The sequence below is a fragment of the Streptomyces avidinii genome (assembly GCF_014650695.1).
In the GTDB taxonomy this organism is placed as follows: domain Bacteria; phylum Actinomycetota; class Actinomycetes; order Streptomycetales; family Streptomycetaceae; genus Streptomyces; species Streptomyces avidinii.
Genome location: NZ_BMVL01000004.1, coordinates 234,064 through 258,382 on the forward strand (window position 1 = coordinate 234,064; position 24,319 = coordinate 258,382).

Genomic DNA, 24,319 nt, shown 5'->3' on the forward strand with positions numbered 1-24,319 from the left:
AGGCCTTCCTCGGGGTTTCCGCGCCCCGGGCAGTGTGAGGACAGCGGGAGTTCCTGACTCACCCCGGGTGCGGGATCGCTCCGCGGGGTTCACAGTGGCGGGACCGCGCCGGAATCGCACCGGGCTTCCTCCCATGTCGCCGTCCTCGGCGACGGCGGGCCGTATGGTCCGCCGGAAGGTCATCTTAGGGGCGAGTGGCGGGCGGCTCCCGCCGGGGTGGGCGGGGTGGCGTGCGGGGCGCGGCGCCGTTGCCGGGGCTCTGCCCCGGACCCCGCGCCTCAAACGCCGGCGGGGCTGAGGTCGCCTCGAGCGTCGGCGGGGTCGGAATCGCTGGTCGGGGTGGTGACGGACACAGGTCCGGGGGTCGTAATCGTGGGTATGCTCGCGGCCATGCCCCAGCCCCCTTCCCCCGCATCGCGGGACGAACCCGTCATACGGGAGCGCGGTGACGCCTGCCCCGGCGCGCTGCGGCTGCACGCGGCGGACGACGGGTTCCTGGCGCGGGTCCGGCTGCCGGGCGGGCTGCTCACCGTGCGGCAGGCCTCGGTGCTGGCGCTCGCCGCCGACCGGTTCGGCGACGGGCACCTGGAGCTCACCTCGCGCGGCAACGTGCAGCTGCGCGGACTGGCCGACGGGTGCGGCGGCGGGCTCGCGGAGTTGCTGGACGGGGCCGGGCTGCTCCCCGCTCCGAGCCACGAGCGGGTACGGAACATCGTGGCCACGCCGATGTCGGGCCTGGACGGTGCTGACGGCGCTGACCGCCCGGACGGTGCTGACGGCCCGGCGGGCCCGGACGGCCTCGACGCGCCGGCCCTGGCCATGGAGTTCGACCGGCTGCTGTGCGCGAGCCCCTGGGCGGCCGGGCTGTCCGGGCGGTTCCTGTTCGCCTTCGACGACGGGCGTGGGGACGTGGCCTCGCTCGGCCCGGACGTGACCGTCCTCGGTCGCGCCGCCGGCCGGGCGCTCGTCCGGCTCGGCCGCGCCGCCGACGCCGTGGAGCTGGCCGGGCCGGACGCGCCCCGGGCAGCGCTGGCGGCCGCCCGGTACTTCCTCGACGCCGCCGCCGAAGCCGGCACGCAGGCCTGGCGGGTCTCCGAACTGCCTGCCGAACACGCCCTGAGAACAGCCGAGTTCGTCCGGCGCCTCGAGGATGCGGGGATCGCCGCGCATGCCGTCGGCGCCGTGGACTGGCCCTACGCGGCTCCGCCCCGGCCCGGGCCGCACGGCGCGGGCGGGCGCGACCGCGCCACGCTGTGCGTGCTGCCCCCGCTCGGCCGGGTCGGCTCCGCCCAATGGCGGGTGCTGGCGGCGGTCGCGGAGGAGGGGGGCGGCGGGCTGCGCGTCACCCCGTGGCGCAGCGTCGTCCTGCCCTCGGTGAAGACGGACGCCCCCGCCCGCGTCGAGGACGCGGGGCTCGTGATCGCTCCCGACAGCCCCTGGGAGACCGTCACGGCCTGTACGGGGCGGCCCGGTTGCGCGAAATCCCTCGCGGACGTGCGCGCCGACGCGCGGGCCGTCGCCGACCGGGCGCGCGGACCGCTGCCCGTGCACTGGTCCGGCTGCGAGCGCCGCTGCGGCCACCCGCGCGGCACCGCCTGGGTGGACCTGGTCGCCACCGGCGCCGGATACCGGATCACCGCCCCCGGCCGCCCCGTACCCCACGACGTACGGCCCCCCGAACTTGCCGCGGCACTCGCGGACGCCCGCAACGACCCCGACGTAGTGAAGAAATGAGCGAGTACACCGTGTTTGAGTACGAGAAGGACGGCGCGGCCATCTACCGCCAGTCCTTTGCCACGATCCGCGCCGAGGCGGACCTCTCCGGGCTGCCCGACACGGTCGCCCAGGTCGCGGTGCGCATGATCCACGCCTGCGGAATGACCGACCTCCCGCAGGACCTCGGGTACACCCCCGAGGTCGTGCTGCGCGCTCGCGCGGCGCTGGAGGCGGGCGCGCCGATCCTGTGCGACGTGCAGATGGTCGCCAGCGGTGTCACCCGTAAGCGGCTGCCCGCCGACAACGACGTGATCTGCACGCTCTCCGACCCGGCCGTACCGGAGCTCGCCGCGAAGATGGGCACCACGCGCAGTGCCGCCGCCCTGGAGGTCTGGCGCGACCGCGGCCTGCTGGAGGGCTCGGTGATCGCCGTCGGCAACGCGCCGACCGCCCTGTTCCGGCTGCTGGAGATGATCGAGGAGGGCGCCCCGCGCCCCGCCGCCGTCATCGGGGTCCCGGTCGGCTTCATCGGCGCCGCCGAGTCCAAGGACGCACTCGCCGCCCACCCCTCCGGGCTCGACCACCTGATCGTACGCGGCCGGCGCGGCGGCAGCGCGATGGCCGCCGCCGCCGTCAACGCCATTGCGAGCGTGGCCGAATGAGCGCCGCCGAGGCCAAGGGGCGGCTGTACGGGGTCGGGCTCGGCCCCGGCGACCCGTCGCTGATGACCCTGCGCGCCGTCGAGGTGATCGCCGAGGCCGATGTCGTGGCCTACCACAGCGCCCGCCACGGCCGTTCCATCGCCCGCTCGATCGCCGCGAAGCACCTGCGCGCCGACCACGTCGAGGAACCGCTGGTCTACCCGGTCACCACCGAGACCACCGATCACCCCGGCGGCTACCAGGGCGCGATGGAGGAGTTCTACGAGGCCGCGGCCGCCCGCCTCGCCGCCCACCTGGACGCCGGCCGGACCGTCGCCGTCCTCGCCGAGGGCGACCCGCTCTTCTACAGCTCGTACATGCACATGCACAAGCGGCTCGCGGACCGGTACGAGACCGAGGTCATCCCCGGCGTCACCTCGGTGAGCGCAGCCGCCGCCCGGCTCGGCACCCCGCTGGTGGAGGGCGAGGAGGTGCTGACCATCCTCCCCGGCACCCTGCCCGAGGAGGAGCTCACCGCGCGCCTCGCCGCCACCGACTCGGCGGTCGTGATGAAGCTCGGCCGGACCTTCCCCGCCGTGCGCGGCGCGATGGAGAACAGCGGCCGGCTCGCCGAGGCCCGGTACGTCGAGCGCGCCACCATGGCGGGCGAGCGCACCGGCCGCCTCGCCGACACCGACCCGGAGTCCGTGCCGTACTTCGCCGTCGCCGTGGTCCCCAGCCGCATCGGCAACCCGGGCAGCGTGCCGTCCGGCCCGGGCGAGGTCGTCGTCGTCGGCACCGGCCCGGCGGGACCGCTGTGGCTCACCCCGCAGACCCGGCGCGCGCTGGCCGACGCGGAGGTGCTGGTCGGCTACACCACCTACCTGGACCGGGTACCCGTCAGGCCCGGCCAGATCCGGCACGGCTCCGACAACAAGGTGGAGTCGGAGCGCGCCGAGTTCGCCCTCGACCTCGCCCGGCGCGGGCAGCGGGTGGCCGTGGTCTCCGGCGGCGACCCCGGTGTCTTCGCCATGGCCACGGCGGTCCTGGAGGTGGCCGGGCAGGCGGAGTACAAGGACGTGCCGGTACGGGTCCTGCCGGGGGTGACCGCGGCCAACGCGGCGGCCGCCGCGGCCGGCGCCCCGCTGGGCCACGACTACGCCACGATCTCCCTCTCGGACCGGCTCAAGCCCTGGGAGGTCATCGCGGAACGGCTGCGCGCGGCCGCCGCGGCCGACCTGGTGCTGGCCCTCTACAACCCCGGCTCGCGCAGCCGGACCTGGCAGGTGGCCCAGGCCCGTGAGCTGCTGCTGGAGCTGCGCTCGCCCGAGACCCCGGTGGTCGTCGCGCGCGACGTGGGCGGCCCGGCGCAGTCGGTGCGCGTCGTCACGCTCGCCGAACTGGAGCCGTCCGAGGTGGACATGCGCACGATCCTGCTCATCGGCTCCTCGCAGACCCAGCTCACCGACCGGCCCGACGGGTCGCGGATCACGTGGACCCCGCGCCGCTACCCGTGATGACCGGGTGAGGCGGAGCGGAACGTGAGGCAGGCCCGGGGCGAACACCGCACCGGGCCTGCCCGCGTACCCGGGCCGAACGCCTCGGGGTGCCTCAGCCGGCCGCGGGCGCGCCGACTTCCGCTGCCGCGTCACGGGCCAGCCTGAACAGCACGTTCGGACGCAGCGGTCCTTCGGGCGCGTCGGGGTCGTCGAAGTTGCAGGCCGGGTCCCGGGTCATGCCGATCCGCTGCATCACCGCCTGGGAGCGGAGGTTGCCGGCCGTCGTCACGGCGAGGCCGTATCCCCGCCGGTCGAACGCGGCCCGGAACCGCACCACGGAGGCCTCGGACTGCCCGCGGGTGAGCAGGTCGCCCAGGTGTCGGCGCACTTCGGGATCGGCGTTCATCTCCGCCCACGGGTCGAGGTCGGAGTCCCGCCATGGGCGCAGGACGAGGCGGTCGGTGTGCAGTGCGGTCATGCCTCCCACCCGACGTGAGCCCCGCCCTCCGGGCAATCCGTTTTCCCCCAGGGCGGAACCGCTCCGCGCCCGGCGCGCTCCACAGGCGGAGCCGACGGCCCGCCCCGAACGGGGCTAGGCTCGCAGCCAGTCGAGGACGGCCTCGACCGAGTCCGCCTCCGGTACGCCCTGCGGTACCGCAGGGCGGCGCACCACGAGGACCGGGATACCGGCCTCGCGGGCCGCGGTGAGCTTGGGGGCGGTGGCCGAGCCGCCGCTGTCCTTCGTCACCAGGACGTCGATCCGGTGCCGGGCGATCAGCTCCCGCTCGTCGTCGAGGGTGAACGGGCCCCGGGCGAGCAGCACTTCGAGCTGCGGCGGAGCCGGCGCCGCCGGGGGGTCCACCGAACGCACCAGGAACCAGGTGTCGGTGAGGTGCGCGAAGGTGTGCAGGCCCATCCGGCCGGTGGTCAGGAACGCGCGGGAGCCGAGGCCGGGCAGCAGCGCGGCCGCATCGGCGAGGGATTCCGCGAAGGTCCAGTCGTCGCCGGGTTCCGGCGTCCAGCCGGGGCGCCGCAGTGCCAGCAGCGGGACTCCCGTGAGCGCCTGCGCCTCGGCGGCGTGGAAACTCATCCGCTCCGCGAAGGGGTGGGTGGCGTCGATGACGCGGGTGACGTCATGGGCGACGATCCAGGCCGCGAGGCTCGCGATACCGCCGAAGCCGCCGATCCGGGTGTCACCCGGCGGGAGCACGGGCGAGGCGACGCGGCCCGCGAGCGAGGTGGTCACGTGGCACGAGGGGTCGGGGGCCAGTGCCTCCGCGAGGCGGCGGGCCTCCGTGGTGCCGCCGAGGATCAGGACGTGGTGGGCGGGGAGGGGGGACGGTTCAGCAGACATGCCGGTCGCGTTCGGGCGAGTACAGGTGGCTGTCGCGGAACTGCTCCGCGCCGAGCGTGCGGCCCACCATGATGACCGCGGTGCGCACCAGGCCGTGCGCCTTCACCTGCTCGGCGATGTCGGCCAGGGTGCCGCGCAGGATCAGTTCGTCGGGGCGGCTGGCCATCGCCACGACCGCCACCGGGCACTCGGCCCCGTAGTGCGGCAGCAGCTCGTCGACGACCCGGTCCACGTAGCGGGTGGCCAGGTGCAGCACCAGCAGCGCGCCGCTGCGGCCCAGCGTGGCCAGGTCCTCGCCGGGCGGCATCGGGGTGGCCTGCTGGGCGATCCGGGTCAGGATCACCGTCTGCCCGACGGTGGGGACGGTCAGCTCCCGTTTGAGGGCGGCGGCCGCCGCGGCGAAGGCCGGCACGCCCGGGACGACCTCGTAGGGGATGCCGGCCGCGTCGAGCCGCCGCATCTGCTCCGCGACGGCGCTGAAGATCGACGGGTCGCCGGAGTGCAGCCGGGCCACGTCCAGGCCCGCGGCGTGGGCCCGTAGGCATTCGGCGACGATCTCGTCCAGGTTCAGCTGCGAGGTGTCGACCAGCCGCGCGTCCGCGGGGCACTCGGCCAGCAGCTCGGGCGGTACGAGGCTGCCCGCGTACAGGCAGACCGGGGCGGCGGCCAGGGTCCGGGCGCCGCGCACCGTGATCAGATCGGCGGCGCCGGGGCCCGCACCGATGAAGTACACGGTCATGTTCGATCCTTCTCCTCGGTCGACCCGGCGATGGAGCCGTCCGACTTCGTCACTGACCACTGGGTGACCGGCATCGCCTGCCGCCACCCCGTGAAACCGCCGACCGGCACGGCGTGCGCGACGGCGAGCTTCACCAGTTCGCCGCCGTGGCGCCGGTAGCGCTCGGTGAGCGCCGCCTCCGACTCCAGGGTGACGGTGTTGACCACCAGACGGCCGCCGGGGGGCAGCGCGGCCCAGACCGCGTCCAGCAGGCCGGGGGCGGTCAGTCCGCCGCCGATGAAGACGGCGTCCGGGGCCAGCAGCCCGGCCAGTGCCTCCGGTGCGGCGCCGATGACCACGCGCAGGCCGGGTACGCCCAGCGCAGCCGCGTTACGGGTGATGCGCCCGGCCCGTTCCGGAACGCGCTCCACCGTCACGGCCCGGCACGAGGGGTGCGTGCGCATCCACTCGATGCCGATGGAGCCGGAGCCGCCGCCGATGTCCCACAGCAGTTCGCCGGGGGCCGGGGCCAGCGCGCACAGGGTCGCGGCGCGGACGTGGCGCTTGGTGAGCTGCCCGTCGTGTTCGTACGCGGTGTCCGGCAGGCCGGGGGTCGCGCCGAGGCGCGGTGCGTCGTGGGCCGGGTCGCGGCGGCAGTCGAGCGCCACCACGTTCAGGGGGTCGCCGGGCGCGTGGTCCCAGCCGTCGGCGTGCCCCTCGTACGTGTCCTCGCGCTCGGACCCGAGCTGTTCCAGCACCCGCATCCGGCTCGGGCCGAAGCCCCGCTCGCGCAGCAGGGCGGCGATCTCGTTCGGGGATCCCGCTCCGGCGCTGAGCACCAGCACCCGGCGCCCCTCGTGGAGCGCGGCCGCCAGGCGGGCCACCGGGCGGCCGACCACCGTGACCACCTCGGTGTCCTCCACCGGCCAGCCCAGCCGGGCGCAGGCGTAGGAGACCGAGGAGGGATGCGGGTGGACCCGCAGGGACCGCGGCCCGAGCTCCTCGGCGAGAGCGCGGCCGATCCCGTAGAACATGGGGTCGCCGCTGGCCAGTACCGCGATGCGGCGGCCGGCGTGCTCGGCCATCAGCTTCGGCACGGCGGGCCGCAGCGGGCTCGGCCAGGCCACCCGCTCACCGGCGCACTCGGCGGCCGGCAGCAGGTCCAGCTGGCGCGGCCCGCCGATCAGGACCTCGGCCGAGGACAGCGCGGAGCGGCCGGCGCCGGAGAGCCCGGCCCAGCCGTCCGCGCCGAGGCCGACGACCGAAACGGGCAGGGGGGGCGGCGGGGAGCTCACTGCGCGGTTCCTCGGGGACGGGATGGGGAAAGCGGGCGGACCCGCAGCCTACTGGCCTGCGGATCCGGGGTCCGCGCCCACCCTCCGAACACCGTCGGAGCACCCGCCGAACACCCTCCGAACACGCTCCGAGCACCCTGCGGGCCCTCGCGGAGCCACCTCGGACTACCCTCGGTAACCCACCGCTTCACGAGGGAGTCGCCATGCCCGGCTGGAACGCCACGCACATCCCCGACCAGAGCGGCCGGACGGCCGTGGTGACCGGCGCCAACAGCGGCATCGGCTACATCGCCGCCCGCGAGCTCGCCCGGCGCGGCGCCTCGGTCGTGCTGGCCTGCCGCAGCGCGGCCCGCGGCCGGGCCGCCGTGATCCGGCTGCGCGCGGAAGTACCGCGCGCCGAGGCGGAGTTCATGGCGCTGGACCTCGCGGACCTGGCCTCCGTACGGGAGTTCGCCGCCGCCTACGGGAGCCGGTACGGCGTCCTGGACCTGCTGATCAACAACGCCGGTGTGATGGCGCTCCCGTACGGACGGACCGCCGACGGCTTCGAGACGCAGTTCGGGGTCAACCACCTCGGGCACTTCGCCCTGACCGGGCTGCTGCTGCCGCGCCTGCGCGCCGCCGCGCCCGGGGCCCGGATCGTCAACGTCTCCAGCGGCTTCCACGTGCTGGGGCGGATCGACCCCGCCGCGACGGACCTCGCCGACCCGGGCGGCGCGCACGGCTACCGGCGCTGGGTCGCCTACGGCCGCTCCAAGACCGCCAACCTGCTCTTCACGCACGAGCTGTCCCGCCGCTTCACGGCTGCCGGCTCCCCCATCACCGCCGCCGCGGCCCACCCCGGCTACGCCTCCAGCAACCTGCACTCCGGGGCGTCCAAGCTGGAGGGCCCCACCCTCAACTCGCGGGTGGCGGCCTTCGGCAACGCGGTCCTCGCCCAGCCCACCTCCTCGGGCGCGCTGCCCACCCTCTACGCGGCGACCGCGCCCGGGGTCCGGCCGGACGCGTTCATCGGACCTCGGTTCGGCTGGCGCGGGGCGCCCGCGCCGTTCTGGCGGGCCGGGTGGACCCTCGACGACCGGTCCGGCGAGCTGCTGTGGGCCGCCTCCGAGAAGCTGACCGGGGTCTCGTACGCCGCCCTGCCGCGCTGATCCGGCCGAGAGGGTCGCTGCGGGGGCGCCCCATGTGATCCCGTCCGCCCCCGGGTTGCCCCCGGGCGCCCCGAACCGTGCCTGCCCCGCGGCGCCTCGGGCGCAGCAGAATCTGCGGCATGAACGACGACGAGCCGGACAACCACCCAGATCGGGTCAGGCGGGATCGGGTCAGGCGGGATCGGGGCGCAGGGAACGCCAGATGTGGTCGGGGAGGTAGCGGGCGGCCTCGGTGAGGTCGATCTCGTAGGTGCTGGACAGCCAGCGCCGGGCCGCTTCGGCGAGCGGGCCCATGACCAGCACCTCGATCACGGGGGCCGGGAGCGGAGCGATCTCGCCGCGCTGCATGCGCACCCCCAGCCACTGCATGATGGCCGCGAACTTGTCCGCCTTGGCCGCGCCGATCTCCTCTGCGTGCGCCACCAGATAGCCGGAGTAGGCGGAGGCGTGCAGGAACAGCGCTACGTCCCGGTGCTCCTGAGTGAACGTCAGGTAGGCCGTCACCCAAGCGTGCACTCCCGTACGGGCGGTACGGCACCGGGTGAGGGCGGCGACCATGTCGTCGCACAGCTGGTCCATGCATCGGATGTAGAGGGCGGCGGCGAGGCCGTCGAAGCTGCCGAAGTGGTGGTAGAGGCTGCCGAGGCTGACCCCGCTGGCCGAGACGACCGAGTTCACGGTGAAGCCCTGCTGGCCGGATTCGGCGAACACCCGCAGCGCGGTGGTCAGGAGCAGGTCGACGGTGGCCTCGCCGCGTTGCTGCTTTGGAGACATGGTGCGGTCCCGTCGGTCTGCGTCCTGCGCTGCCCGCACTGTGGTGCGCCGGCGCTGCGCGACGAGCCTAGCAACTCCGCCGAACCGGAGGGCCTTTCCGGAGGCACCCACCGGCGTGGGTGGGTCGGTCAGGGTGCGGGGGACGTGGTGGAACGTTCGTACAGGGCGCGCACGCCGTCGCCGAAGCGGACGCTGTACGAGGTCTCCTCGTCGCCGCCCCCGTCCCGGCCGCCGATCACCCCGATAAGGGTGCTGCGGCCCGTCGTCACCGGACCGCCACTGGTGCCGTTGGGCACGTCGGCGCAGTCCAGCCGCACCTGTGTCGGGCCGGCCGCGACGGCGGTGTTCCGGCATTCCAGCGGCTGCTCGGAGAAGTTCGGATAGCCCACGAGCCGGGCCGGCGCGGGCAGCTCGGCCCCGAGGCTCAGGGTCATGGCCCCCGTGACGTCCTCCAGCCGCTGGCCGGGATAGCCGGGCCGGCGCAGCCGGAGGAAGGCGACGTCGTGGTCGGGGTCCTGGTCCTGCGTCCAGCGCGGGTCCACGTCGATCCGGGTCGGCACCCAGATGCCGTACGGAGCCACACTGTCCCGGTAGCCGGGGGCGAAGGCGAGGTTGGTGCGGAAGCCGCCGGCGTACACGCAGTGCGCGGCGGTGGCGATCAGGTCGCCGCCGGGGGAGTGGACCACGACGGCCGAGCAGTGGTGGTCGGGGTCGCCGTCGCCGCCGGGGGAGAACAGGGCGCCGACGGCGGGTTCGGCCGGGGCGGGCCGGGCCTCCAGGGGGTCGGAGGGCTGCCACCCGGCGTACCGCCAGTCCGGCGCCGGGCCGCCGTCGGCGAAGGCCTTGCCGTCCGTGGGCGGTTCCGGGGCGTCCTGGACGATCCCGTCCAGCACGGCGGCCGCCGTCCTGTCGGCGCGTTCCGGGTCCTGCTGGTAGACCCCCTGCGCCGGATCGCCGTCGGCGCGGTTGGCGGCGATGCCCCGCAGCTCCCAGGCGGCGTACCCGACGCCCGCGAGGACCACGGTGCACAGGAGGCCGACGACCATGGATCCCCGTGCGGGGACCCGGCTCCGTCTGCGCTCCCGGTCCCGCCCGTCAACCCTGCCGACCATGTGTTTCTCCCGCCCCAGACGCTTTCCGGCGCTTCGTTCGATGGGGGAGCGGCGGCTCGGGTTCCGGGAACGGGACGTGTCCGTTCTCACAGCCGGCCGCACCGCCGTGTGCACGTCCCCCTCTCGCCTTCCGTGGGTCATCCAACCCCCTTACCCTCCTCGCGACTTGGGATGGACATGATCGACGGCGCGATCGACGGGAGTCCGAAGGATGAGCATGCGGCCCACAACGTCGCCCCCGCCATCGACTCCGCCCGCCCGCCCGCCCGACCGAGGCCCAGGCCCGCGAGCGCCTCGCGCTCCTCGCCGGCCGCCACGCCACGGTGGTCTCCGCCGACTGGTACCCGCTGGCCCGGGTCCTGGGGACGGTGGTGCCGCGCGGCGAGGCCGTCTCCTCCGGATCTTGCCGGGCCGGCGTGCCGAACTCCGCGTTCCATGGCCCGTGTTGCCCGTGCCGGGCTATGGTGCCGGGCGGGGGACGACTGCGCGAGGGGGCCGGGCTGCGATGCGTTTTCTCTTTGTTCACGGTACGGGGGTACGGCGCGAGCGGCACGACCGGCTGTTCGCGCAGGTCCACGAACGGCTGACGGCGAGATTCCCCGACGCTGCCGTCGACTCCTGCTACTGGGGCGACCGGTTCGGCGCGACCCTCGGCGCGGGCGGCCGCTCCGTACCGGGACTGCGCCCCGGCCCTCAGGACGCACCCGACCCCGCGGACGCGGAGACCGCCGAATGGGCGCTGCTGCTCGCCGACCCGCTGTGCGAGCTGCGCGTCCTCGCCGAGGCGGGCCCGCAGGGCGCGGACGGGGACAGCGCGGACGACCCCTTCGCGATGCCCGGCGTACAGTCCGCCGGGGCCCGGGTGCTCGGGCTGCTCGAAGGTCTGCCGCCCGAGCCGCCGCGCACCGGCGACGAGCTCGGCGCCCTGCTGCACGGCACCGGCCTCGCCGCCGACTTCGCCGCCGCCCTGGACTCCACCACCCGTTCCGCCGAAGCCGCCCGGGCCGGCGAGCGCGCCGCCGACGAACCGCAGGCCCGCGAGCTGGCCACCGCCCTCGCCCGGGCCGTGACCGCCGCCGCCCTCGCCGCCGCGGGGGAGGAGGCCGACTGCACCGGAACCGAGCGCGACCGGCTCGTCGAACTGCTCACCGCCCGCCTCGGCGGTGACGGCCGCGTCCCCGGCGCCCGCGTGGCCGCAGTCCTCGGCCGGCTCGCCCTGCGGGTCACCACCCAGCCCCTGCTCAACGCCCGGCGCGGCTCGCTCACCGTCGGCGCCACCCCCGTGCTCGGCGACATCCTGCGCTACCAGTCCCGCGGCCGCGAGCTGCGGGAGTTCCTGCACGAGCGGATCACCGCCGAGCCGGGACCGACCGTACTGATCGGCCACAGCCTCGGCGGGATAGCCCTGGTCGACCTCCTCACCCTCGCCGCAGCCCGCGGCGAGGCCGTCCCCGGGGCGGAGCTGCTGGTCACCGTCGGCTCGCAGGCCCCGTTCCTCTACGAGCTCGGCGCGCTCACCGCGCTCGAACCCGGCGCGAAGCTCCCCTACGGCTTCCCGCGCTGGCTCAACGTCTACGACCGCCACGACGTGCTCGCCTACCTCGCCGGGCCCGTCTTCCCCGGCGACCCGCGCGTCACCGACCACGAGGTCCGCAGCCGGCAGCCCTTCCCCGCCTGCCACAGCGCCTACTGGAAACAGGACTCCCTCTACGCGCGCATCGAACAGGCGGTGGCCGAAGCGGAGATCGGGTGACCCCCGCCGACTTCCTGCCCCCGGCCCTCGGCCCGCAGCGCACCTTCGCGCTCGTCGCCGGCGTCGAGCGCTACGAGATCAGCCCCCGCTGGAACCTGCGCGGTCCGGCCCGCGACGCCCTGCGCTTCGCCCGGTGGCTGACCGGCCCGGCCGAGGTGCCGCCCGGCAACGTCCGGCTGCTGCTCTCACCGCTCGAGGACCCCGACGCCCTCGACTGGCCGGACTCCCCGGGCATGGCCGCCCTGCGCAGCGCGTACCGGCCGGCGACCGAGCAACACGTGAAGGCGGCGCTGCTCGACGAGCTCCCGAAGTGCGACGGAGACCTGCTGTGGATCTTCTGGGCCGGACACGGCTACCTCGGGCCGCGCCAGGAGCTGATGCTGCCCTGCGCCGACGCCAGCAGCGGCCTGATCAGGCACCTCAACCTCGACTCGGCGCTGCGCTGGTGGCGCACCGACCTGGTCGGACAGCGCAGCTTCCCGCTCCAGGCCGCACTCGTCGACTCCTGCCGGGTCGACGCGCCCCGCGACGCCCGGTGGAACTTCGGCAACAACGACTACGGCGGAGGGAGTACGGTCCCGGGCCGCCGGCAGTTCCGGCTGTACGCCTCCCGCGAGGGCGAGGTCGCCCGGAACGATCCCGAGCGCGGAGCCGGCCGGTTCACCGAGGCCCTGCTCGGCGAACTCGGGGGCCGGTCCGTCCGGGAGAGTGTCAGCGGCCTGCCCGGCGCCGCCCTCAGCATCCACCGCTCCTTCCAGGAACTGCGCGAGCGCGGCGAGGGCTGGCAGCTGCCCCAGTTCATCGTGGACCGGAACTGGGACGCCTGCTCCTTCCTCGACGACGAGCTGTCCGGCGCCGGACCGGCCGGGGCGGCCCGCCTCGACCAGGAGGCCTGGGACGCGCTCGGCGAGCTCTTCGAGGGCCGCGAACTGCCGCGCTGCGCCTACGAGGCCTACGCCTGGGCGTTCAAGGCGGCCGGCTGCACCACCCCGGCGCGCGGCGGCCTGCCCGGGGACGACCTGCTGGAGGTGGTCCAGGACCTGGACGAACGCCAGGGCGGGTGCGACGGGATGCCGCTGGCCGTGCCCTTCGTACGGTTCCTCGCGGACCGGGCCGCCGCCGCGGGCGACGTGCGCTGGGCGGACCGGCTGACGGACTGGGTGCGCGCGACCCGCGAACGCCTCGCCCTGCCGGTGCTGCGGCCGCCCCCGCCCCCGGCCCGCCGCAAGGTCCTGCACGTTCGGCTGGAGACGCCGCCGGGCGGCGAGTCCGGGTTCCTGGCCCGGATGTGGCTGCGGGGCGAACGCATGCAGCACATATGGGAGTCGGAGGGTCAGCCGGTACCGCTGGACGAGGTACGGGAGGAACTCGTCCGGCAACTCGCCCTTGCCGGAGGCGCGTCGGGACCCGGCGCCGCGGCCGGGCAGCAGATGCACGAGGCGGTGGACCGCGTCGAGTTCCACGTGCCGTACGAACTGCTGGACGCCGACTTCGACCAGTGGCAGGTACCCCGCGGCCCGGTCGGCCGGCGCCGCGCCCTCGGCCTGCTCCACCAGGTGGTGGTGCGTTGCCCGGACGAGCGGGCCGACACCCGTGCCGAGTGGCACGCCACCTGGCGCTGGCTCCACGACCGGGGCGGCCGGCACCCCGATGCCGTACGGGTCGTGACGGACGCCGAGGTCACGGACACGCTCGGCATGGAACTGGCCGCCGGGCCGGAGCCCGCCTGCGTGCTCGCCCACACGACGGCCGCCCCGCACTCCGGACTGCTGGAGGCCGTACTCGAAGGCGGTCTCCCGGTGGCCGTGTGGCGGCGCGGGGGCGGCGCACCCGCCACCGCCCTCCTCGACCTGCTGGCCCCGGCCGGGCCGGACGGCCGCCCCGACCCCGGCGCACTGGACGTACTCGCCCTGCCCGCACGCGTGCGGGAGGTGCGCCGGGCGGCCGTCGGCGCGGCCGCGGGAGCCGCGCGCGCCCACCAACCACCCGCAGGGGGAGACCGGTTGGTACTCCTGTGGGACGATCCCGACGACATGCCGGGCCTGCGGTCCCTGGCCTGACCCCCGACCCCCCGACCCCCGACCCCCGACCACCGACGGACGGCGAAACCGAAGATGGAGGCAGAGGCAGTGGCGAAGGACTGGTGGCTGTACCACGGGAACGGCGAGGGCGCGGCCCGGCGCGCCCGCCTGGAGGCCGGATCCCCGCCACCCTGGCGGGACTTCGGCGGCGCGCTCGACCCGGGATACGCGCCGCCCGGGTGCGCGGGAGAGGCCTGGCAGCGCACGGCGGGGCGCGGCGAGGGATACGTACCCGACGAGCCGGAGAAGGACGTCGTCAACACGGCCCTGCACCTGCGCAGGCCGCTGCTGGTCACCGGAAAACCGGGCGTCGGCAAGTCCACCCTCGCCTACAGCATCGCCGCCGACCTGAACCTGGGGCCCGTCCTGCACTGGCCGATCACCAGCCGGACCGTACTGCGCGACGGGCTGTACCTGTACGACGCCGTCGGGCGCCTCCAGGAGGCCGGGATGGAGCAGCTGCGCACGCCGGGCGGGCTGCCCGCCGCCGGGACCGCAGCCGCGACCGCCGCCGGGACCGCAGCCGCGACCGCGACGGGGGCCGCCGCGGGGGCGCCCGTGGAGGACACCCCCTCCGCGCCCTCGATCTCCCGCTACCTGCGCCTCGGACCGCTCGGCACCGCCCTGCTGCCGCAGGACCGGCCCCGCGTGCTGCTCGTCGACGAGATCGACAAGAGCGACATCGACCTCCCCGGCGACCTCCTCACCGTCTTCGAGGACGGCGGCTTCCTGATCCCCGAACTTGCCCGCCTCGCCCAGGAGGACCCCGCCGTCGCCATCGGCACCGACGACGACCCCGACGCGGTCGTACGGATCACCCAGGGCCGCGTCCAGTGCCGCTACTTCCCCATCGTCGTCCTCACCAGCAACGGCGAACGCGACTTCCCGCCCGCCTTCCTGCGCCGCTGCGTCCGCCTCCACCTGGAGCCGCCCGGACCGGACAAACTCGCCCGGATCGTGCGCCGTCGGCTCGGGGTCGACGTAGCGTCCGGCGAGGAGTACCAGGACCTCGTCCGGGCCTTCCTCGACCGCGGCGAGGACGGGGACCTGGCCACCGACCAGCTCCTCAACGCGATCCAGCTCCGCCTCGCCGGCGCCTGGTCCGCGCCCGCGGACCGCGAACGCTTCCTCGACACCGTCATGCAGCACCTGACCGGGCCCACGGCGTGATCGAGAAGCTGCTCGCGGCCCTCGCCGACGGCGCCGACGGCAGCGTTCCGTACGCCGGCCTCGGCGCGGAGGAGATCGCCGACATCCTGTGGCTGGCGGCCCGGGTCGATCCGGGCGGAGCCCGTACGCCCGCGGACCCCGGCGCCGCCGGCCCGCCGGGCCGGCCGCCACCGCTGCCCGACACCCCGTCACCCGGGGCCGCGGGGCCCCTGCCCGAGCCGGGCACCCCGGCCGGGGCAGAGCCGGTCCAGTTCTTCCCGGCCGCCCGGCGCGACCCGGACGGGCAACCGGCCGAGGACGGCGCCGGGCGCCGGGGTTCCCCCCTGCGACTGCCCCGGGCCGCCTCCCTCGACGACCCGCTCGCCCTCATGCGCGCGCTGCGGCCCGTCGGCCGGCGCTCCATCGGCGGGCCGGGGGAGGAACTGGACGAGCAGCTCACCGTGGAACGCAGCATCGAGCGCATGGTGACCACCCCGGTCCTGCGCCCCGCCGAGAGCCGCTGGCTGGATCTGGCACTGGTCGTCGACACCCACCACTCCATGCTGCTCTGGTCCGACCACGTGGACGAGGTGCGCCGGGCCCTGACCCGCAGCGGGGTCTTCCGTGACGTCCGCACCTGGCACCTGACCGGCACCGCAGCCGGCGCCACCCCGATGGTCACGCGCGGCCACGGCGGTCCGCCCCGCACCCCCCTGGAACTGGCCGACCCCGCGGGCCGCCGACTGATCCTCGTACTCTCCGACACCGTGGCGGGCGGCTGGCGGGAGGCCCCCGTACAGGGCGTGCTCCGGCGCTGGTGCGCGCACAACGCCGTGGCCGTCCTCAACGTCCTGCCCGAACGCCTCTGGACGCGCGGCGCCGTCCGGCCCGTCCCCTTCGCCCTCCGCGCCGAACGGCCGGCCGCCGCCGTCCGCTCCTGGCAGCGGATCCCGGTCGCCCGCCGCGCCGGCCGCCGCCGGGCCGCGGCGGCCGTCGTCCCGGTCGTCGGCGTCGCCTCCGGCAGCCTGGCCCGGCTGGTGCGGGTGGTCTCCGGGGACGGCCGGTGGCGGCGCCTGGCCTGCCTGCGCCTGGACGCGACGGCCGGCACCGCGGCCACCCCGGCGGATCCCGCCCCCGGCGGCGGGCGCAGCGCCCTGGACGTGGTGGAGCACTTCCGGGCGAACGCTTCCCCGACGGCCCAGCAACTCGCCGCCCACCTGGCCGCCGTACCCCTCACCCTGCCCGTGATGACCCTGGTCCGGCGCTCCCTGCTGCGCGACTCGGAGCACGGCCACCTGGCGGAGGTCGCCCTCGGCGGGCTCTTCGAGGAGTGGGGGGACGAACAGGACCCTTCGGAGATGGAGTTCCAGTTCCTGCCCGGCGTACGGGAGACCCTGCTCGGCTCGCAGCTGCGCGGGGACGTGGCCGCCGTACGGGAGCTGGTGCGGCGCCGCGTCTGGGAGTTCATGTCCCGCAACCGGCGCACGGGCCCGGCCTTCTCCGCGACCCGCGTCACCACGGGCCGGGAGGGCAGCCGCCGGGTGGCGGAGGACGCCCTGCCGTTCGCGGTGCGGCCTGCGCGGGATCCGGGCCTGGCCGACCGGGTCGTCCGGGTCCGCTACGACGCGCTGCCCGAACCGCAGGAGGTCGGCACCCTGCTGACGCCGCGACTCGTGCTCACGGTCGCCGACGCGCAGCCGCCGCCGGGCGCGGTGGCCTGGGTGCGGCCCGGCGACCGGGAGATCCCCTGCCGCACGGTGTGGTCGGACGACGCGGCGCCCAGGATGCTGCTGCTCCAGGCCGACGAGGACCTGGTGGACCCCGCCGTGTGCGCCGAGCCGCTGCGGCTGCTGACGGCGGAGGGCCACCACGGCCCGGACCGCCTGCGGATCGACGGCCGCACCGACGAGGGAGACCCGGTCGCACTGACGGGCGCGGCGGCCCCGCACGACGGCGCCCGCAACGGCGAACTCGTCCGGCTCTCCGCGGAACCGGAGAGCTGGACGCACTTCCGGGGCGGCCCGGTCTCCGTGAACGGCATGCTCGCCGGCGTGGTGCACACGGTCTGGCCCAACCGCATGGTGTTCCTGCTGACCGACGCCCTGCTGGAACAACCGGACTTCCGCGCGGTGCTGGAGGGTGCCGGGCAGTCGCACGACACGGCCACCGGGGTGTGTCTGGCGGTGCAGCCCGGCGCCGACGGCATCGTCCCGATCGGGAGCTCGCCGCAGGCGGAGCTGAGGGAGATGCTCGTCGAGCTCATGACGGACACGGGCGTCAGCGGGCGGCTGGTCGAGAGCGAGGCGGATGCGCCCGTTCTCCTCGAACTGGGTGCGCCGGGTGCCCATGCCAAGGCGGGCCGGCTCCTGTCGGAACTGCCCGGCGCACTGGCCCGGCACCGGTACCGGCGGATGGACGGCGTCCAGCCCACCCTCGGCGTGGCCGTGGGCACCGGGACGGCGGAGACCCTCCGGCTCTCCCGGCACCCCGCGATCGTCGGGCTGCTGCGGCGGACCGAACCCGCCGGGGCCCTCGTACTCGCTCTCTCCCACCGGCTGCACGGAGATCTGGACGGTCTGTTCGGGTCCCCCGCCCGGCTTCCCCTGGAGCGGCTGGGCGCGGCCGACGAGGGATGGGTGTGCCCCGCCGACCATCCGCCCGCCGCCTTCCTCGGGCAGGTGCTGATGGAGGCGGGCGCGTTGCTGGAGCAGGCCGTGGACTGGCCGGTCTGCGGAGTCGGCGCCGCCCCGGCCGACCCGTGGGGCTGCATCGGGATCCGGCTGCCCGGGTACGAGCGGTGCCTGGCGCACGTGGACGACGAGCAGCGGCGGGCCCACCTCGGGACGCTGTCACCGGGAGCGCCGGTCGACTTCCGCGGGACCACTTTCGATCACGGTCTGCTCCCGCAGCTCCTGGCGGCACTGGAGCGGTACGGCTCGCCCGCACGGCTGGGAGCGGCCGCCTTCGACCGGGCGTTCTTCGTGGACAGCTGGAACCGGGTGGACGTCGAGTTCGGGGACCGCGCCTCCTTCGTACGGGCCGTCTTCGGCAGCCGAGCCGCATTCGTGGGGGCGACCTTCGCGGGACCGGTCTCCTTCGACGGTGCCGTGTTCCAGGGCGGCAGCGCCTTCGACCGGAGCCGTTTCCACGGGGCGAGCCGGTTCCGTCGTACGGTTTTCCGCGGCCCGGCGGCGTACACGAACGCCGTGTTCCAGGGGGACGTGTCCTTCGCGCGGGCCGTGCTGGAGGACGCGGCGGACCTGAGCGCCATGCACGTGACCGGGACGGCCGACTTCTCACGGACCGCTTTCGGCGGCCTGGTCAGGCTGAGCGGGACCAGGTTCGTCGGGTCCGTCTCCTTCGCCTCCGCGACCTGGGAACGCGAACTGATGAGCTCCGATGCCACGTTCGAGGAGTCGGCCGACTTCCGCAACGCCATGTTCCGGGGCGGGGTCCACTTCCAGGGCGTGCGCTTCAAAAGGGACCCCGAACCCCCTCTCCCCGGCTGGCCGGACCGCTGGAGCGTCGAGCACCTTCCGCACGGCGCCCGGAACATCCGGCTGATCGCTCGCGGCGACACCTGACCGGGCGCCGGCACCGAACTCAGGCCCCGGTGTGCGAGGCCTCCAGATGCCGCTCCGGCCGCTCGGCGGCCACCGGCAGACCGGCCTCGATCTCGTCCAGGGCCCGGCGGGCCGTGGCGATCCGGGCCCGGACGTCGGGGTCCGTGTCCGATGCCGCGGCGCGATTCGCCTCGTCCTCCATCTCGCGTGCCTCGTCGAGGGAGTTGAGGACGACCCCGATGAGTACGTTCACCAGCACGAAGGAGGCCAGCAGCGCGTACGAGGCGTAGTAGATGATGCTCAGCCGGGAGATCTGCAGTCCCGCGCGGACCGCGTCGGTCAGCCCGTCGAGCGTGGTCAGCAGGAAGAGAGTGAGCATGGCGCGCCCCACCGAGCCGTAGTGCCCGGGGTCGGACTTCGCGAAGCAGACCCAGCCGACCATGGCGTACACGTACAGCACCAGCGCGCCGACGAAGAGGAAGCTGGCGGTGCCCGGCAGGCTGCGGCCGACGGCGACCAGCAGGATGCGCAGGTGCGGCAGGAAGCGGGCGGTGCGCAGGACGCGCGCGAGGCGCAGCAACCGCAGCAGGGTGGTGTTCTCGCGGACGAGCGGGATGAAGGCGGAGGCCACGACCGCGAGGTCGAAGAGGTTCCACGGGTCGCGGAAGAATGCTTTCGGCCGATCGGCGCAGGCGCCCACGCGCAGCATCATCTCCAGGGTGAACAGGGCCAGGCAGCAGTTCTCCGCGCCCTGGAGTACGAGCCGGTACTCCCCGGCCAGCCCGCTGTACGTCTCCACCCCCATCAGCGCGGCGTTGAACAGGATCGCGCAGAAGACGACCATCCCGAAGGCGGGGGCCTCCGTGGCCACCCGGCATCGGGCTGCCAGCTTCATCCGGCCACGTCCGGCCGGCTTCGGGTTTCTCATGGTGCTCCTCGTACTCGCGTCTGAGCCGCGGGCGAAACGGCGGCCCAGCCTTCTAACGCCCCACTGCCGATCGGGTTTCACCACTTTCCGCCGTCAATGCGCCGTACTGCGCCGGGGGGACCGCGCCGGGGCTCTCGGGGCAGCGGGTGCAGGTCGCAGCGCCCGTTCCGTTCCCGACCGCCTGCTCCGACCGGCCCGCCCCCGGCCCGCGTCAAGTGCGTTGCGTGAACAGTCGGTTGATCTGCGCATGAGGTGACCCTTCGGCGCATATGCTCGCTTCGTACACCCGCATGACGTACATCCGTACGTCGTGCAGCTGTGCTTCCGCATGCCTCGCAGCCGTAAGGGGACCGCGCCGTGAGTGTCCGTATCCAACCCTCCTCCCAAGTGGACGAGAGCGCCGAACTCGGTGAGGGAACCACGATCTGGGATCTGGCGCAGATCCGCGAGGAGGCCCGGCTCGGCCGCGGCTGCATCGTGGGACGCGGGGCGTACGTGGGGCCGGGCGTGCGGATCGGCGATCACGTGAAGCTGCAGAACTACGCGCTCGTCTACGAGCCCGCGGAACTGGGCGACGGGGTGTTCATCGGCCCCGCGGCGGTGCTCACCAACGACTTCTACCCGCGTGCGGTCGACCCGGAGGGCCGGATCAAGCGCGACGGCGACTGGGAGGCCGCCGGGGTGGTGGTCGCCGAGGGGGCCTCGCTGGGGGCCCGTTCGGTGTGCGTGGCCGGGGTGCGCGTCGGGCGCTGGGCGCTCGTCGCGGCCGGGGCCGTGGTGTCCAAGGACGTGCCGGACTTCGCGCTCGTCGCGGGCGTGCCGGCCCGGCGCATCGGCTGGGTGGGGCGGGCCGGGGTCCGGCTGGTGGAGCGCGAGGGTGAGCCGGGCACCTGGGAGTGCCCGCGCACCGGAGCGCTGCACGACGAGAAGGACGGGACGCTCATCGAGCGAACCTGACGGAATGTCGGCGATTTAGGGCACCGGCATTTCCTCAAAACCACAATCAACGAACATCCGCGGGCATAACGTGTCCCTGCACACGGGATCTGAGCAGGCAACAGGCCATGTTCAGTGGGGGGTTGTGTACGACGCGGGCACCGATGGCAGTGCCGTGTCCGGCGTGGATCCACCACGCCCGACGACACTGCCGATCACACGTGTCCCGGTCCGAGGCATCGCTGGGGGGATCCAGACGCCGGCTCCGGACGGTTCGTGCCATCGGCGTGACATCGCCGCGGGCACGGACGCCGTCATGCGCAGTCCCCCTCCACGGAGCGACGACCGCCAGGTCCGTCCGAGGAGAACGATCAGAGGGGGTAGGTGTGTTGGAGCCGTACAGCTCGGACATACGGGGTGCGGGGAGCACCAGGGGATTCGGGATGGGGACCCGATGAACACCACACGATTAGAAGCACTGGCTCACGAGGACGCGTCGTTGCACGCCCTCGCCGAGCGGCTGCTCGCGCTGGCCGAGGCGGGGCTGCCCGCGATGTACCTGCCGGACGCCGAGAACTTCGTCTTCACCAGGGCGGGAGTGATCTCGCCCGACGGCACCCGCGGCCTGGAGCAGCGGGGAACGAGCACCCGGTACGCGGCCATCACCGCGCTCGGCGCCCGCTTCCTGCCCGAGGACCGCCAGCGGGCCCTCTTCGGCGGGCGCTCCGCCGCAGAGTTCACGGGCGTGCTCGTGGAGCGGCTGCCGGGGGTGGTGAACCTCGGCGACGCGGCGCTCATCGCCTGGGCCGCCGCGGAGACCGGCCACCCCAAACTGGCCGACGCGCTCGACCGGGTGGCCGCGCTGGACGTACCCGGCCGTCCGCAGTACACGGTCGAGGCGGCCTGGGTGCTCTCCGCCCTCACCGCCGCCCGCGCCGTGCTGGACGTGGAGGACCGCCTCGCGGTGGCCCGCGGGCGGCTGCTCGCGGCGAGGGTCGGCGACAGCCCGCTCTTCCCGCACGCCACCGCACCCGGCCTGGTCCCCGGCTACCGGTCCCACGTGGCCTGTTTCGCCGACCAGACCTATCCGCTGCAGGCACTGGCCCGGCTGCACGCGAGCGGGGACGACCCGGAGGCCCTCGCGGCCGCCGACGCCTGCGCCGCCCGCATCTGCCGGCTGCAGGGCGACGGCGGACAGTGGTGGTGGCACTACGACGCCCGCGAGGGCGGCGTGGTGGAGGGCTACCCGGTCTACAGCGTGCACCAGCACGCGATGGCGCCCACCGCCCTGTTCGACCTGGCCGAGGCCGGGGGAACGGACTTCGGCGCGGCGATCCGGCGCGGGCTGCGCTGGATGACCGACGTGCCCGAACTCGCCGATCCCACCGGGAACCCGCGGGAGCCGATCATCCGCGAGGACTTCGGCGTGACCTGGCGCAAGGTGTACCGCGGCGACCCCAAGAAGGCCGTCCGGGCCGCCCGCGGGCTCACCACCCGGGTGGCACCGCACGCCCGCCTCGCACCGCTCGACCGGATCTTCCGGCCGGGCGCGGTGGACCGCGAGTGCCGTCCGTACGAGTTCGGCTGGATGCTCTTCGCCTGGCTCGGAGGGCCCCGCAGATGACACGACGGCAGACCCTCTTCGGGGTCCCGCTCGACCCCCTGACCATGGACGAGACCGTGCAGCGCTGCCTGGACGCGGTGCGGCGCGGAGAACAGATCGAGATCGGCATGGTCAACGCGGCCAAGCTGGTCAACATGCGGCGCGACCCCATGCTCGCCGAGGCGGTCGCCGGCTGCGACCTGGTCCTGGCCGACGGCCAGGCGGTGGTCTGGGCCGGCCGGGTGCTGGGCGTCCGGCTGCCCGAACGGGTGGCGGGAATCGACCTGTTCATGCGACTGCTGGACGCTGCCGAGGTGGCGGACATCCCCGTCTACCTGCTCGGCGCCCAGGAGGACGTCCTGGAGATGATGCTCGGGCAGATCTCCGAGCGCTTCCCGAAACTGCGGGTGGCCGGCAGCCGCAACGGCTACTTCGGCGACGGTGACCAGGAGGCCATCGCCGACGCCATTGCCGACAGCCGGGCGCGGCTGCTCTTCCTCGGCATGACCTCGCCCAAGAAGGAGATCTTCACCGCCGGCTACGGCAAGCGCACCGGCGCCCACGTGGTCCACGGCGTCGGCGGCTCCTTCGACATCCTCGCCGGCATCACCAAGCGAGCCCCCGTGGTCTGGCAGCGGATGGGACTCGAATGGTTCTACCGCACCCTCCAGGAGCCGCGCCGTCTCGGCAAGCGCTACCTCACCACCAACGCCGCCTTCCTCGTCATGACGGTCCGGGAACTCATCCACCGCACACCGTCCGCCCCTTCCGCGAACAGGAGTTACTGATGCGCGTCGTCGTCGTGGGACAGGGATACGTCGGACTGCCGCTGGCCATCCGGGCCGCCGAGGTCGGACACCAGGTGATCGGATACGACGTGGACACCCGGCGGGTCAAGAGCCTCGCCGCCGGTGAGTCGTACGTGGAGGACGTCTCCTCCGAACGGCTGGCCCGCGCGCTGGCGCGCGGCACCTACCGCCCCAGCGAACTGGCCCGGGACTGCGGCGGCTTCGACGTCGCCGTCGTCACCGTCCCGACACCCTTACAGGACGGAGCCCCCGACCTGCGCTACATCGAGGAGTCGGCGCACACCCTGGCCCGCTTCCTGCGCCCGGGTGCCACCGTCATCCTGGAGTCCACCACCTACCCGGGCACCACCGAGGAGCTGTTCGCGCCGATCCTGGAGGACGGCTCCGGGCTCACCGCGGGGGCCGACTTCCACCTCGGCTACAGTCCCGAGCGGATCGACCCGGGCAACACCGTCTGGGGCTTCCAGCAGACCCCCAAGGTGGTGTCCGGCGTCGACGCCCGGTCCCTGAAGGCCATCGAGGCCTTCTACGGGGATCTCGTCGACACCACCGTGCCGGTGCGCTCCCCCAAGGAGGCCGAGCTGGCCAAACTGCTGGAGAACACCTTCCGGCACGTGAACATCGCCCTCGTCAACGAGATCGCCATGTTCGCCCGGCACCTGGACATCGACGTCTGGCAGGCCATCGAGGCGGCCTCCAGCAAGCCCTTCGGCTTCATGAAGTTCACCCCCGGCCCGGGCGTCGGCGGCCACTGCCTGCCCATCGACCCCTCGTACCTCAACTGGCGGGTGCAGCGCGAGCTCGGCCAGAACTTCCGCTTCGTGGAACTCGCCAACGACATCAACAACCACATGCCCGAGTACGTGACGAGGCGCGTGATCGACGCGCTCAACGCCAAGCGCCGCTCGGTCAACGGCTCCAAGATCCTGCTGCTGGGCCTCGCCTACAAGAAGAACACCGGCGACGCCCGGGAGTCGCCCGCCGTCCGCATCGCGAAGCTCCTCCTCGACATGGGCGCCAAGGTCCGCGCGGCCGACCCCCACGTGGTGGAGAGCATCAAGGTCGACGCCCGTCTCGTGCGGGTCGAGCCGACCCGCAAGGAACTGGCGGCGGCCGACGTGGTGGTCCTGCTCACCGACCACGACTCCTTCGACTACCAGCTGGTCACCGAGCACGCCTCCTTCGTCCTCGACTGCCGCAACCGGGTCTCCGGACCCACCGTGGAGGTGCTCTGACC

At 74.4% G+C, this 24,319-nt stretch carries 19 protein-coding genes and 1 riboswitch; of the genes, 12 read left to right on the forward strand and 7 right to left on the reverse strand.

All coding sequences use genetic code 11. The features are described from left to right. Window positions 1–34: 34 nt before the first annotated feature. Window positions 35–166: riboswitch (cobalamin riboswitch) on the reverse strand. A 224-nt stretch (window positions 167–390) separates the two neighbouring features. From IE257_RS12070 to IE257_RS12080, 3 genes are read left to right on the forward strand one after another with little or no spacing between them, the layout of a single operon-like run. After that, window positions 391–1,734, forward strand: coding sequence for a ferredoxin-like domain-containing protein (locus tag IE257_RS12070; protein ID WP_229920291.1), 1,344 nt, complete (start codon window positions 391–393; stop codon window positions 1,732–1,734). Further along, entirely contained in the window at window positions 1,731–2,378 is a 648-nt protein-coding gene (locus tag IE257_RS12075) for a precorrin-8X methylmutase (protein WP_030011057.1), read from the forward strand. The genes IE257_RS12070 and IE257_RS12075 overlap by 4 nt, the downstream gene beginning before the upstream one ends. After that, window positions 2,375–3,874 carry a precorrin-2 C(20)-methyltransferase gene (locus IE257_RS12080; RefSeq protein ID WP_189967688.1) on the forward strand — a complete coding sequence of 500 codons (1,500 nt, stop codon included), beginning with the start codon at window positions 2,375–2,377 and terminating at the stop codon, window positions 3,872–3,874. The genes IE257_RS12075 and IE257_RS12080 overlap by 4 nt, the downstream gene beginning before the upstream one ends. Window positions 3,875–3,968: 94 nt before the next feature. Here the strand turns inward: IE257_RS12080 and IE257_RS12085 are convergent, their stop codons facing one another. The 4 genes from IE257_RS12085 to cbiE form a co-directional block, all read right to left on the reverse strand. Then, complete coding sequence (locus IE257_RS12085; protein WP_189967690.1) at window positions 3,969–4,334, reverse strand: GNAT family N-acetyltransferase; 366 nt, start codon at window positions 4,332–4,334, stop codon at window positions 3,969–3,971. A gap of 114 nt (window positions 4,335–4,448) precedes the next feature. Next, window positions 4,449–5,210 (reverse strand): cobalt-precorrin-6A reductase, encoded by a 762-nt coding sequence (locus IE257_RS12090; protein WP_189967692.1) that lies wholly within the window; start codon window positions 5,208–5,210, stop codon window positions 4,449–4,451. Next, entirely contained in the window at window positions 5,200–5,949 is a 750-nt protein-coding gene (gene cobM / locus IE257_RS12095) for a precorrin-4 C(11)-methyltransferase (protein ID WP_189967694.1), read from the reverse strand. The genes IE257_RS12090 and cobM overlap by 11 nt, the downstream gene beginning before the upstream one ends. After that, on the reverse strand, window positions 5,946–7,223 hold the full coding sequence (cbiE, locus tag IE257_RS12100) for a precorrin-6y C5,15-methyltransferase (decarboxylating) subunit CbiE (protein ID WP_189967696.1): 1,278 nt from the start codon (window positions 7,221–7,223) through the stop codon (window positions 5,946–5,948). The genes cobM and cbiE overlap by 4 nt, the downstream gene beginning before the upstream one ends. 203 nt (window positions 7,224–7,426) lie before the next feature. Between cbiE and IE257_RS12105 the strand changes: the two genes are divergently transcribed. Further along, entirely contained in the window at window positions 7,427–8,374 is a 948-nt protein-coding gene (locus IE257_RS12105) for an oxidoreductase (protein ID WP_189967698.1), read from the forward strand. A gap of 171 nt (window positions 8,375–8,545) precedes the next feature. Here the strand turns inward: IE257_RS12105 and IE257_RS12110 are convergent, their stop codons facing one another. Both IE257_RS12110 and IE257_RS12115 read right to left on the reverse strand, forming a co-directional pair. Then, window positions 8,546–9,148: a TetR/AcrR family transcriptional regulator gene (locus IE257_RS12110; protein ID WP_189967699.1), complete on the reverse strand. Its 603-nt coding sequence runs from the start codon at window positions 9,146–9,148 to the stop codon at window positions 8,546–8,548. 128 nt (window positions 9,149–9,276) lie between these two features. Next, window positions 9,277–10,260: a trypsin-like serine peptidase gene (locus IE257_RS12115; protein ID WP_189967701.1), complete on the reverse strand. Its 984-nt coding sequence runs from the start codon at window positions 10,258–10,260 to the stop codon at window positions 9,277–9,279. Window positions 10,261–10,765: 505 nt separating this feature from the next. On the opposite strand from IE257_RS12115, the gene IE257_RS12120 reads away from it, so the two are divergent. The 4 genes from IE257_RS12120 to IE257_RS12135 are packed head-to-tail and all read left to right on the forward strand — an operon-like array spanning window position 10,766 to window position 18,827. Beyond that, on the forward strand, window positions 10,766–12,013 hold the full coding sequence (locus IE257_RS12120; RefSeq protein ID WP_189967703.1) for an RBBP9/YdeN family alpha/beta hydrolase: 1,248 nt from the start codon (window positions 10,766–10,768) through the stop codon (window positions 12,011–12,013). Then, window positions 12,010–14,073: a VMAP-C domain-containing protein gene (locus tag IE257_RS12125; RefSeq protein ID WP_189967705.1), complete on the forward strand. Its 2,064-nt coding sequence runs from the start codon at window positions 12,010–12,012 to the stop codon at window positions 14,071–14,073. Before IE257_RS12120 ends, IE257_RS12125 begins: the two co-directional genes overlap by 4 nt. Window positions 14,074–14,127: 54 nt before the next feature. Continuing rightward, window positions 14,128–15,264: an AAA family ATPase gene (locus tag IE257_RS12130; RefSeq protein WP_189967707.1), complete on the forward strand. Its 1,137-nt coding sequence runs from the start codon at window positions 14,128–14,130 to the stop codon at window positions 15,262–15,264. Next, the gene (locus IE257_RS12135; protein WP_189967709.1) at window positions 15,261–18,827 is read left to right on the forward strand and encodes a pentapeptide repeat-containing protein; all 3,567 of its coding nucleotides are present in this window, start codon (window positions 15,261–15,263) and stop codon (window positions 18,825–18,827) included. The genes IE257_RS12130 and IE257_RS12135 overlap by 4 nt, the downstream gene beginning before the upstream one ends. A 19-nt stretch (window positions 18,828–18,846) precedes the next feature. Here the strand turns inward: IE257_RS12135 and IE257_RS12140 are convergent, their stop codons facing one another. Beyond that, window positions 18,847–19,734: an ion transporter gene (locus tag IE257_RS12140; RefSeq protein WP_189967711.1), complete on the reverse strand. Its 888-nt coding sequence runs from the start codon at window positions 19,732–19,734 to the stop codon at window positions 18,847–18,849. A gap of 357 nt (window positions 19,735–20,091) precedes the next feature. Between IE257_RS12140 and IE257_RS12145 the strand changes: the two genes are divergently transcribed. From IE257_RS12145 to IE257_RS12160, 4 genes are all read left to right on the forward strand, one after another. Continuing rightward, window positions 20,092–20,691 carry an acyltransferase gene (locus IE257_RS12145; protein ID WP_189967713.1) on the forward strand — a complete coding sequence of 200 codons (600 nt, stop codon included), beginning with the start codon at window positions 20,092–20,094 and terminating at the stop codon, window positions 20,689–20,691. Between the two features lie 433 nt (window positions 20,692–21,124). Next, complete coding sequence (locus tag IE257_RS12150; protein ID WP_189967714.1) at window positions 21,125–22,294, forward strand: hypothetical protein; 1,170 nt, start codon at window positions 21,125–21,127, stop codon at window positions 22,292–22,294. Next, window positions 22,291–23,061 carry a WecB/TagA/CpsF family glycosyltransferase gene (locus IE257_RS12155; RefSeq protein ID WP_189967716.1) on the forward strand — a complete coding sequence of 257 codons (771 nt, stop codon included), beginning with the start codon at window positions 22,291–22,293 and terminating at the stop codon, window positions 23,059–23,061. Before IE257_RS12150 ends, IE257_RS12155 begins: the two co-directional genes overlap by 4 nt. Then, window positions 23,061–24,317: a nucleotide sugar dehydrogenase gene (locus tag IE257_RS12160; RefSeq protein ID WP_189967718.1), complete on the forward strand. Its 1,257-nt coding sequence runs from the start codon at window positions 23,061–23,063 to the stop codon at window positions 24,315–24,317. The genes IE257_RS12155 and IE257_RS12160 overlap by 1 nt, the downstream gene beginning before the upstream one ends. Window positions 24,318–24,319 lie beyond the last annotated feature (2 nt).